Source organism: Mesorhizobium sp., assembly GCF_017306585.1.
GTDB lineage: Bacteria > Pseudomonadota > Alphaproteobacteria > Rhizobiales > Rhizobiaceae > Mesorhizobium.
Genome location: NZ_JAFKIC010000302.1, coordinates 1 through 11,475 on the forward strand (window position 1 = coordinate 1; position 11,475 = coordinate 11,475).

5 protein-coding genes, 1 tRNA gene and 2 pseudogenes are annotated in these 11,475 nt (G+C 61.7%); 5 read left to right on the plus strand and 3 right to left on the minus strand.

What is annotated here, in order from left to right; genetic code table 11:
- Both J0I79_RS33605 and J0I79_RS33610 read left to right on the plus strand, forming a co-directional pair.
- Positions 1 to 411 (plus strand): annotated as a pseudogene (locus J0I79_RS33605) (D-alanyl-D-alanine carboxypeptidase); the annotation flags it as partial.
- A 251-nt stretch (positions 412 to 662) separates the two neighbouring features.
- On the plus strand, positions 663 to 1,595 hold the full coding sequence (locus J0I79_RS33610; RefSeq protein ID WP_292870029.1) for a DUF1003 domain-containing protein: 933 nt from the start codon (positions 663 to 665) through the stop codon (positions 1,593 to 1,595).
- Between the two features lie 157 nt (positions 1,596 to 1,752).
- Here J0I79_RS33610 and J0I79_RS33615 read toward each other — a convergent pair whose 3' ends face one another.
- On the minus strand, positions 1,753 to 2,340 hold the full coding sequence (locus tag J0I79_RS33615; RefSeq protein WP_292870032.1) for a YigZ family protein: 588 nt from the start codon (positions 2,338 to 2,340) through the stop codon (positions 1,753 to 1,755).
- Between the two features lie 379 nt (positions 2,341 to 2,719).
- On the opposite strand from J0I79_RS33615, the gene J0I79_RS33620 reads away from it, so the two are divergent.
- The 3 genes from J0I79_RS33620 to J0I79_RS33630 all read left to right on the plus strand — a co-directional run bounded on the left by J0I79_RS33620 (position 2,720) and on the right by J0I79_RS33630 (position 7,453).
- A tRNA-Arg gene (locus J0I79_RS33620) sits at positions 2,720 to 2,796 on the plus strand.
- A 299-nt stretch (positions 2,797 to 3,095) separates the two neighbouring features.
- Positions 3,096 to 4,916 carry a site-specific DNA-methyltransferase gene (locus tag J0I79_RS33625; protein ID WP_292870035.1) on the plus strand — a complete coding sequence of 607 codons (1,821 nt, stop codon included), beginning with the start codon at positions 3,096 to 3,098 and terminating at the stop codon, positions 4,914 to 4,916.
- Positions 4,913 to 7,453 (plus strand): DEAD/DEAH box helicase, encoded by a 2,541-nt coding sequence (locus J0I79_RS33630; protein WP_292870038.1) that lies wholly within the window; start codon positions 4,913 to 4,915, stop codon positions 7,451 to 7,453. The genes J0I79_RS33625 and J0I79_RS33630 overlap by 4 nt, the downstream gene beginning before the upstream one ends.
- Here the strand turns inward: J0I79_RS33630 and J0I79_RS33635 are convergent.
- Together J0I79_RS33635 and J0I79_RS33640 are read right to left on the minus strand one after the other, a co-directional pair.
- Positions 7,450 to 7,835: pseudogene (locus J0I79_RS33635) on the minus strand (substrate-binding domain-containing protein); the annotation flags it as partial. The gene J0I79_RS33630 and the pseudogene J0I79_RS33635 overlap by 4 nt on opposite strands.
- Positions 7,836 to 8,124: 289 nt before the next feature.
- Positions 8,125 to 11,475 (minus strand): autotransporter domain-containing protein (locus J0I79_RS33640; RefSeq protein WP_292870041.1); only part of this gene is annotated, 3,351 nt, incomplete at its 5' end.

Consider the following 11,475-nt stretch of genomic DNA (forward strand, 5'->3'; position numbering starts at 1 on the left):
GGCATGACCAGCACCACCTTCCGCAATGCGTCCGGCCTGCCGGACGATGGCCAGATGACCACGGCGCGCGACATGGCGGTGCTCGGCATGTCGCTGCAGCGGCGCTTTCCGCAGCACTTCCACTATTTCTCCGAAAGCGACTTCATGTTCCGCGGCAAGCTGGTGCGCGGCCACAATGACATGCTCGGCCGGGTGCGCGGCGTGAACGGCATCAAGACCGGCTATATCAGGGCGTCCGGCTTCAACATCGTCACCTCCTACGATGCCGACGGCCGCCAGCTGATCGTGGTGGTGATGGGCGCCGACTCGGCCCGCCAGCGCAACGACCATGTCGAGGCGCTGATCCAGCGCAGCCTGTCGCCGACGATGGATCCCGCAAAGACCAGGCTGATGTTCGCCGAACAGCAGTAGAGCGAGGGGCGACGCCCCTCTCTTCGTCACCCTCGGGTATTCGCGACGCCGCTCCGCGGCTGCTACGCCCGTGGATGACGAAGCCGGGAGGCCGGCCAGCTTGCGAAGGCAACAAAACCCCACAGCCGGCTATTGTCTTGCGGTTGTCACGCAATCGTGCGGTAGGCATGGCATAGGCTGCGAAAACCCATGGTGGCACTGCCCCGCCGCCTTGGCGTATCCTAACCGCAGCGCGACAGCAGGAGCCCATCATGAGCACCGTTCCCAAGGCATCCGAGCAGAAGGCCGCCGACAACCAGAACGACAGCGGCGGCGAGTACTTCGAGGCGACGACCACCGACACGGACCTGCACGGGATTTCGGACGAGCATTTCGACACGCCCGAAGTGCCTGACTCCGAGCCGGTCCCGCCCGGCGCGTCGCGCATCAAGCCGAAGCGAAAGCCCTCGGCGATCTCGGGCCGCAAATTCCGCAAGCGCGATCTGGTGCGCATCGACGATTTGCGCCCGAGTCTCGCCGACCGCATCCGCGCCGACCACCCCGACCTGCCCAGGGGCGCCCGTGTCAGCCGCGAGGAGCTCGGCCGCTACCGCATGCGCTACATGGAGGAGCTGCTGCAGCAGGAGCACGGCGAATTCTCCGAACTCGACCGCCAGGTGGTGGAATCGATCGCCAAGCAGGACACCATTTCCGAAAACTCGGAGGAGGAGTTCGAGGAGCACCGCACCTTTCCCGACCGCGTCTCCGACAATATGGCGGCCTTCGGCGGCAGCTGGTGGTTCCTGATCTCCTTCGCCACCGTGCTTCTGGTGTGGATCGGCATCAATCTGTTCGAGGGCTTGAACAGCGCCTTCGACCCCTATCCCTTCATCCTGCTCAACCTTTTGCTCTCCTGCATCGCCGCGGTCCAGGCGCCGGTCATCATGATGAGCCAGAAGCGCCAGGAGGTGAAAGACCGCCTGCGCTCCTTCAACGAATACCGCGTCAACCTCAAGGCCGAGCTCGAAGTGCGCCACCTCCACGAAAAGCTCGACTACCTCATCTCCCGCCAGTGGACGCGGCTCGCCGAAATGCAGCAGATGCAGCTCGACGCGATGAACGAACTGGCCGGCGCCAAGAAAGCCAAACGCGCCGCGCACGGGGTGAGAAGGCGCAGGGCCGCGAAGGCCGAGGCGGGGCAGTAGACCCGGCAGGTCGCCAGTCCGTCAGCGACCGTGCTGACAAGAGGCGGTGCTGCCGTCGGCCGCGGGCACGACATATCGCGCAGTGCACCGATCGGCCGGGCCGGACCCGCCTGTCGATCCCATCGCGCGCCTCGCGGCACCCGGGTTCACGGGCCGGTCAATCCGGCAAGAAAACCGTTGCGCGGCCGCTGGTGAGGTCGATGACCATCCGCGCGATCGAGGACGCATCGGCCTGCGGGACGGCAACGGTCAGGTCCGCGCCGGTCGCGATGAAAGTCTCACGCAGGATGCGAACCCCGGACGACGCCGCCAGCCGCGCCTGGACCAGCGCAAGATCGGAAAACCCGCACGTGATGGTCGCCTCGACGGTCGTGACGATCGGAATTCTGACGGCCGTCCGAAGACAGGCGGATGCCGTGCCGCCATAGGCGCGCATGAGCCCGCCGCTGCCGAGCAGGATGCCGCCGAACCAGCGCGTGACCACGACCGCGACATTGTCGAGCATCTGACCGTCGAGCGCCTGAAGAATTGGCTTCCCAGCCGTCCCGCTCGGTTCGCCGTCATCGTTGAACCGGTAATTCATGCCGATGCGCCACGCCCAGCAATTGTGGTTGGCGTCGGCGACCGAGTGCGCCGCTATGAATTGCTTCGCTTCCTCCTCGGACGAAACAGGTCCCGCAGCCGCCAGGAAGCGGCTCTTCTTTATCTCCTGCCCGAATGTCGCGGGCTGCTCGATGCTGAACATTTTCGCGCTTCTGGTTTGGACGCCTGGGGCAATTCCAGGAAAAGTGTGAAACGGTTTTCCCGGGAGAAACGCCTAGCGTTTCCCCTAGGGAACTGCGTAAAAACACAGAGTTAGAGCCGTTCGACGATTCTGTGAAGCGCTGAACGGCTCTCATGCCGAACCGCGAATACCGCAGGAAAAGGTCTTTTGGTAGCGGCCGCTCCACCGGCAGCCCGGATACGCACGCCGTCCAGCAGATCGCCCACCCGGAGGACGCGAACTCACGGCCTCTCCCTTCGGACGGCGCCGCTGCTCCATTTCGCCGTTGAAGCCCGCGCCCGCTTCCGCTAAGAAGCCGTGACTTGCCGGTTCACCCGGTTCGTTTTCCGGTTCCCGGAAAGCACCCGTAGCTCAGCTGGATAGAGCGCTGCCCTCCGAAGGCAGAGGTCACAGGTTCGAATCCTGTCGGGTGCGCCAATGGCATAGGGCGAAGCCTGCTGCCGAAAAGGCAATCTTTCGCATAAGCCATTCAGGTTATCGCAACCAGCCTGCTGAATGAATGGATTTCTAGTGTTAGAGCCGCGGGTGTGGATTACGCTTTTGCGCATTTGCAAAAGCAACCACGGCAGTTAGGTTCACCTCGGAAGACGCTTGCATATCAATATTCGTCCGGGCTGGATCGCGGCAAAGCGGTCGCGGTCGGGGTGAGAATTGTCTTATTGTGATGCAGGAGAAGACCGGGCAAGACCCGAATAGAGAGCAACAAGACGTTTCGAATGGCTGGAAAATATGACGACCTAACTCGCGAGCAGTTGGTCCGGATTCTGCAAAAGCGTGATCGCGAGCGCCGGTTTGGTCTGGTGTGGGAACGTGACGACATCGAGGCCGATCTGGCCGTCGACGAAAACTTCGTTGTCGCGACCTTGGATCAGAAATTAAGCGAACGCCCGTCTCCATGGCAAAATCTGATCATCGAAGGCGACAACTACGACGCCTTACGCTGGCTTCGAATGGCCTATGCTGGTCGCGTCAAGTGCATCTACATCGACCCGCCTTATAATACCGGCAACAAGGACTGGGTATACAACGATCACTACATGGATCCCAATGATCGCTATCGGCATTCAACATGGCTCGAATTTCTCTACCGCCGTCTGATCCTTGCACGTGACCTATTGACCGAGGACGGCGTCTTGCTCGTGTCAATCAATGACGAAAACCGCGCCAAGCTTGACATGCTAATGGAGGAAGCTCTGCCGGGGATGCGAGTGGGAAGCCTGGTGTGGCGAACGCGAACTGGTGGGAATGAGGGCGGCCAATACTTCTACACAGATAATCACGAACATATTCTTGCGTTTGGTAAACCCGACTTCCGATTTGGCGGCAGCCAAAAGTCGTTTGACATGTATGCAAATCCGGATGGCGATCTTAGGGGCGAGTGGACCAGCGGAGACTTAACAGTCAACGTCGCTTACACAGATCGTCGAGCAGGCAAGGGCTACTTTCCAATCTATAACCCCGAGACAGACGTCTGGTATCCGTGCAATCCTGACGCCGTTTGGCGGTACGCCTCAAAAAAGCTTTCTGGTGAAAGCGCCAAGATCAAAACACGGTTCATGGAAGACTGGATTCAGGATCGCCGTATTAGGTTCCCGCCCGATGAAAGGGTTGCGGTGTGGCCGACTAAGGACGCACTCTTCAGCGCGATTGATAGCGGTGACGTACCAAAGAGCGGGCGCTCGCCGCTTTTGAGGCGTGAGTTGCCAGATCTTGACTTCTGGGTTGGAAAGAAAGTTGGGTTTGGAACGCCGAGATTCAAGCGTTATAAGTCTGAGCTGCGTAGCGCTACGCAACCACTATCTTCTTGGATTACACCGCGCCTGGATGCTGATGCTAAGACAGAACAAGGGGGACGAATTGTTTCCGGAACTAATGATGAAGGTGCCAAGGTCATCAAAGAGGTTTTCGGCGAAAAGACTTTCAATTATGCAAAGCCTGTTTCCCTCGTCCGCGAATTGATCCGTCAGTCAACGGCTCCGGGTGATTTGGTGTTGGATTTCTTTGCCGGCTCCGCCACGACGGGGCAAGCGGTGTTGGAATTGAACGCCGAGGATAACGGTGACCGACGTTTTATCCTAGTTTCTTCTACTGAAAAAACGGAGGACGAGCCCGACAAGAACCTTTGCCGTGATGTGACATCGGAGCGCATTCGCCTTCTCAACAAACTGGAAGATGGCAAGTACGCCGACCTTTCCGCAGGCTTCGCCTACCTGCGAATGCGCGAGGTCGATTTCTCCGACCTCGACTATGAGGTAGAGCTGCAGGAGATATGGTCAACGCTTGAAGCCATGCATGAATTACCGCTTACAGTGTTTGACGCGGCTTCGTCGTTTAACGCGCATGACGGCGATGGAGCGACATTGATTCTCGTCGACAGACCGGATCAGGCTTTGCGAGTGTTCCTTGAGGCGCAACCCATCGGTCGACAGGTCTTTATTTATGCCTGGGCGCCGGGCGTCATTCGGGAATGGGGTCTGGCTGACACAATTGAGTTGCGTGCGGTGCGCGACGTGCTCAAACAAAGATTTCAGCAATGAGCGCTGAGCCTTCGAAAAAGGCTGGCGAGATGCTGCATACGTTAGCCGGCTACCAGTCTAAGGCGCGAGACGCGCTTCGCGACACAGTCAGGCGCATTGCCGGCTTGCAGGTCGAAAATCCAGCCCAACGAGAGATGATCGCCCGCGACCTTGGCGTGGCTTTGTTGCAGGCTCCCACGGCCGCTGGCAAGACGCTGATCCTCGGACGGACTCTCGAAAGCCTACGTGGCGCGGTGCTTGGCAAATTCGCGTGGTTTTGGTTCACCCCGTTTGTCGGCTTGGTCGAGCAGACCAAGGACGTGTTATCCGCTCAATGCCCTTCGCTGCGGTTGCGCGATGTAGCCAAGGATAGGACGGCGGCAAGCACTCGCGACGGGGATGTTTTCGTGCAGACCTGGGCCACCGTCGCTGCCAACAATGCTGATGCACGAAAGGTGCGTCGACGGGCCGAGAATTCTGGCTCGATTGACGATTTGATCGATGACCTGCGCGATACCGGTTTTTCAATCGGCGTGGTCATTGACGAAGCACATGTCAACTTCGGCACTTCAGCCAAGGCCGCCGCCGAATTTTATCTAAATGTGCTGAAGCCGGACGCGGCAATTCTAGCCACAGCGACACCAAACGACGACAAGCTAGAGGCCTTTGAGAACGAGGCCGGCATCCGCGTTGAAAGCCGGGTGATCGTCGACCGCCAAGCAGTGGTAGACGCGGGACTGAACAAGACCGGCCTTGTTTTGGGTATCGTCGCGTTTGGCGAAGAAGACAGCAAGTTGGTCGACCCTGAACAAGCCGCGTTCGCCGCCGGCTGGGCGCGCCACAAGAAGATCAAAAACGAACTGGCCGATCGTAGCATCAGCGTTACGCCGCTGATGCTGGTTCAGGTAGAGGACCAGAAGAAGGGCGAAGCCGACCCTGTCGCACGCGTGCGCGAGAAGCTTGTACAGCTTGGCGTGCCTACCGCAGCGATCAAGTCGCATACTTCGGGCAAGCCCGACCCTGACTTCCATGCCTTCGCCCATGATCCCGATGTGGAGGTGCTAATTTTCAAGGTGGCTGTCGCAACCGGATTTGATGCACCCCGCGCCTGGACGCTGGTTTCTGTACGACCAAATCGCGGCATTGAATTCGGTTTGCAGATCGTAGGGCGCATTATGCGCGTGCATCCGGCAGTACGGCACTTGCACAAGATAGTTCCACTGCTCGACAACGGCTTCGTTGTGCTGACCGATCCGGAACTGCAGGGCGGCCTTGATGCGGCGGTAGCTGAACTGAAGGCTGTGCGAGAGTCCATCGATACGATCACCGATCACCTAAACGTCGTGCAGTTCGGCACCGGCGCACCGGTATTGCAAGACATTCAGGCGATACGTGGGGAAGGGCTGGTATCAGCGGACGAGCGAATCAAACGTATCGACCAACTGGTTGAGCAGGGTGTGCTCTTTCCTTCTGCACGCACTGAAACGCCGGAATTTCAAGATCGGCTACTCAAGGCCGTCAATGCGGGGGCTACTGGGGACCTGTTCGGTGATCTGCCGATCCAGCAGTCGCCAGAAAAAAACGGAGCCAGCCCGGCCCGGAGCAATGCGGCCCTCTATCGGTTGCGTGCCAACCTTGGACTCCCCGAAACGATGAAGCGAGAGGAATTGCCGGCCATTCAGGCCGCCGGTTACGATTTCGCTGATATGGTTGGGCGTGAATTCGTAAAGCGTATTCCAATCGCTGACTATCTGCTGCCACGCGGAAAAGCTGGCGAATTGCGGCTGCGTGAGTTGTTCCAAAACCGCAGCGAGTTGCCGGAACGACTGAACGTGCCAATCTCTGCCGCTCGCGTCGATGATTTAGCCCAAGCGGCCTTTCAGTTTAATGATCAAATCGACCCGCGCGACCTGAAGCGGTCGATCTTGCAGGCGTTGGAGCGCGCTGCTGACGAAAGAGCGGTGCCCACCGATGAGCGAATGCTTAGGCGGGGCGTGGCGCTTGCTGCACTGGAGCAACAACCAGCGATGCGTGAAGCTGTACGCGCAGCGCAGCGTCTGCGGATGACGGTTGAAGATGGAGACCAGATTCCCTTGAACCTCATTGATGCTGAGGGGTTGCAGCGAGCCGAAAAGGCTGCACATGGCGTCTTCCCCTCCAGCATGAACCGCCCGGAAAGCGCGTTTGCACGGTTGCTTGACAAAGACAGCACCGGCACGGTTTTGTGGTGGTTGCGCTGCACTGAAAACACCAAATGGGCGCCAAAACTTGTGCTGCCCGACGGCAGCAATTTTTTCCCTGATTTTGCAGTGGGTGTTGCGCGACGTTCGAAACCCGATGGCATCGCACTGATCGAGATCAAGGATGATGGCGAAACAGGTCGATTGCAGTCGGACAGAAACACGATCAAGGCGCGAGTTGACCATTCAGCCTATGGTAAGGTGTTTTGGGGGACGGTACATGGCGATGACTTGCCGGTGCGCCTTCTATTTGATGAGAGAGTGAACCGCTTCGTGTCGACCACTGCTTTCGATTTAGCTAGCTTGGTCTACGATTAAGTAGTTTCCGGTAGCTTCGTGGGATTATTTCCGCAGAAATTGCTGCTGGCGAGGTCGGCAGATACCAGACCAAGGCCCTCGGCGCCTACCCCCACCACCCCCCGTACACTCTCCGGCTCCACCAGCGGGCATTCCAGCTTGGTGATCGGATACCGCCCTCTCCCCGCCATCGCCGGCGCTTCCAGTTGTTCGATCGCCCATTGGCCCATCGCCAGTGCGGCAAGATCGAGGTGGTCAGCGGCGGGAACAGGTGGCGGGCGATTCCTTCGTCGTCGTAACCGACGACGGAGATGTCGGTCGGGATGTGCAGGCCGGCTTCCTTCAGCGCTTCGGAGCAGCCGATCGCCGTGCGGTCGTTCTGGCAGAAGCTGGCGGTCGGGCGGCCCATCGGCACTAGCCCGCTACGACGAAGGCGCCCTCGCTTCCTCGATCAGGGTAAAACCTTCCCTTCGGCGAAAAATCCGTCACCAGGAACGAGAACGATACACTCTCCAACGGGGCGACCTAGCCTCTCCTGAGCATCAGCCTGTCATAGGGCTCGAAGTCTCGTTCGATCTCGGCAAAGCTGCCGGACCTGATAATACCGCCCTGGCGCTCGCCCGGTCTTGGTCCAGCCGGCCGCGGGACACTGGGCCGCCTGCTCAGGTAAGCGGCCCAGTGTGCCCTTCTCCCTACCACGCGTACCGCACGGCACCCCGCCCTGCATAGCTCTGCGTGGTTTTGGAGAATTCTCCGTCGACTGTCGCCGATAGCGTCCAGCCATTGTTGAGCTTCATCTCGGCGGATGCCGATGTCAGCAGGGCATCCGCGGCCCGCGCGGCGCCATTGGTGGTGAAGGTCGCGCCGGGCAGGGCCTGGAAGGTCGCCGTGATATCGCGGTCGGCGTTGAAGTCGTGCGCCCAGGCGACACGGCTGCGCAGTGTGACCAGCTTGTCGTCGAGGAAGAAGGTCTTGTTCGTACGCAACCCGAGTTCCGCCCGCGTCGCGGTGAGGTTCTTCGAATCGTAGCTCAGCGCGAACGTGTCCGCTCCGAACTTCGCGGTCTCGCTGTAGGCCGGCAATGCCACGGTGGCGAATTGCGCGGCGCCGTAAGGCGTCAGGTCGATCCACGGCGTGTCGAACCGGTAGCCGCCTTCGAGGCGCCCGGCGAACGATTGCGGCCGAAGCCGTGCTTCAAGGCGTTCGTCTTCGACCGAACGCTCGGTCCGGGCGTCCTGCCAGCCATAGGCGAGCGATGCGTCGACATAGCCCGCGCCGATGTCGTGATGGACGAAGGCGCCGGCCTGGAACAGGTCGGTCCTTCCCGAGCCGAAGCCGCCGACGCTGAAGCTGGTCGCGCCGCCGGCCAGGGCGAAGCCGGCCGTGGTGTCGGGCGAAAGGCGATAGTCGGCACCGACCGCCAGTCCGTAAAGCCGGCTGGTCAACGTGCTGCTGCCCTGGGCGGCGTCGCCGTCCGTCATGGTCGAGAAGCCGAAGGGCGTGGCCCAGACATTCCACCGTGATGACAGCGCGTCACCGGTCGACGCGGTGATGTCGCTGCCAGACGACTGGCCATGAATGGAGCGGTCACTGAGAACGCCGAGGAACTGATCCATGGCGCCGAACGTCGTCTGCTGCAGGCCCGTCGCGGTTTCACCGGAGGCTTGCGACAGCCCGTCCGGGCTCAGCGCGGCGAAAGCCATCGGAATGCCGCCGGTGGTGTCGAAATAGGTCATCAGCGCATTGCCGACCGCTTGCTGGTTGCCGTTCAGGCCACCTGGCACGACGAAGCTCAGCTCCGTGTCGAGGTAGACGCCGTGGCCCTCGGGATCATAGCTCACGGTCTGCTTCAGCGCTGACGGCAGGTTGCTGCTGACCGGCCCGCTGAAGGTGCCGTCGATGCCGCCGTCGGCCGTCATGATCGTATACTGCCGCGCGACGTAGCTGCCGGCCGCGTAGGATGTCCGCAGCGTCGCGCCGTTCAGGCTTGCGGTGCCGGTGGCGTCGACGCGGGCAGCGCTCGCCGGCGAGACGTCCACGAGATAGGTCGATTGGGCCGTCATCGACAGGTCGCCCTGCACGGTCAGCGTGCCGGTCGAACTGCCCGGCGCCAGCGTGCCGCCGTCGACCGTGACATTGCCGACCGTGCCGGTGCCGCCCAGCCTGCCGCCCGCCTCGACCGTCGTCATCGAGGACGATGCGATCGAGCCGTTGACCGTCAGCGTGCCGCCGTTTTGGATCGTGGTCGTGCCGGTATAGGTGTTGATGCCGTCGAGCGTCTGGTTGCCGCCGGCGACGATCAGGCCCGAGGGATCCTCGAGATCCGCAAGGATGCCCGCATAGGCGGTCGAGCCGTTGGTGATCTTGAGCTTGTCCTGCATGTACACGGCGCTGCCGGCGTCGCCGCGCAGCGTTTGAATTGTCGCCGTGTCCGTTTCAAGGACAACCGTGCCGGCCTCCGTGAGATTGAGCTCGCTCGACGCGGCGATGGCATTGTCGGAGGCAAGGACCACATAGCCGTTCTGGACGGTCGTCGCGCCGGTATAGGTGTTTGTGCCGCCGAGCGTCGCGCCGCCGGCCGCAAACGTGACGCCGCCGGTTCCTTCGATGACGCCGGTAAAGCTGCTGGGCAGGCCGTAGCCGTTGATCGTCAGTGTCTTGCTGCCGAGCCTGACGGTTCCCGAAGCCGTGTCGGCGGGCCCGAGGCGGGACAGGCCGCCGATCGTCGCTCCGGACGTGGTCTGCGAAATGTCCAGCACGGACGACAGGCCGCCGCCCGTGAAGTAGACGTCGCCGGCTATGCCCCCGTCGCCTTTCAGCACCACGGAGCCACCGTTGATGCTCAGCCGCGTTGCATTTGCCGCGGTCAATGTCAGCGTGCCCGTGCCGAACTTTACCAGAGTGCTGTCGGTCGCTTCCATCGCGCTGGCGAAGGTGACGTTCTGGCCGTTGGTGTCGATGCCGATATACTGGTGTGACGCCGACGAGATACGGCTGGAATAGTCGGTCTGATTGCCGGCGCTGTACTGCAGCGTGCTTACGACCGTCGTGCTGAAGGCGAGCGTGCCGGCGCTTCCCAACGCGCCTGCGCTGCCGAGATTGATCGTTCCGCCGGCAAATGTCACGCCACCGCTGAAGCTGTTGTTGCCGCTAAGCGTCAGCGTGCCGCTGCCCGATTTGGTGAGGCTGCCGCCTGACGAGGTTACGTCCCCTGCCCAGGTGACGTTCTGGCCGTTGGTGTCGACACTGTATTTCTGGCCCGGAGCGGCCGAGAAGCGGCTCGAATAGTCGGCCTGGTTCGAGGCGCTGTACTGCAGCGTGCCGCCAGTGAAGCTGAGCGCGCCTGATGTTCCGAGCGCGCCGGCGCTTCCGGCGTTGAGGACGCCCGCCGCGAAGGTGGTGCCGCCCGTATAGGTGTTCGTGCCGGTCAGCACCAATGTGCCGGCGCCGGACTTGGTGACGTTGCCGGCCCCGCTCGCGTCATGGATGACGTTGCCGAGCGTTACGCCCACGCCTGCTCCCTTGCCGGTATCGATGGCGAGCGTTCCGGTGACGCCGATGTTGCCGTTGATCGTTCCGGTCGAGTTGGCATCGCCGAGCGTCAGGCTGTTGCTGCCGCCCGTGAAAGTTAGCGCGTCGGCCCGAACGGCGCCGGATGCGCCAAGGTTCGAGAGGCCGCCCGAGATCGTGCCGCGGTTGGTGACTGATATACCGCTCCCGAAAATGCCCGCGCCACCGGCGGCGCCCGGTCCGCCATTGCCACCCTGGATGGTCGTGCCCTGCGCGATGTCGACCACATTGCCGCCGGCGCCGGCGAAATCGACGCCGTTGCCGCCACGCCCGGACGCGCCATCGCCGCGACCGCCGATGCCGCCGGCGCCGCCGGTGCCACCCGTCACCGAGCCAGCCATCAGATTGAGCCTCGACCCGGCCGATCCGAAATAGATGCCGCCACCGCCGTCGCCGCCGCCGCCGCTGGAGCCGCCGTAGCCGGCTGCGCCGACGCCAGCGCCGCCGGCACCGCCATCACCGCCTTTTACCGT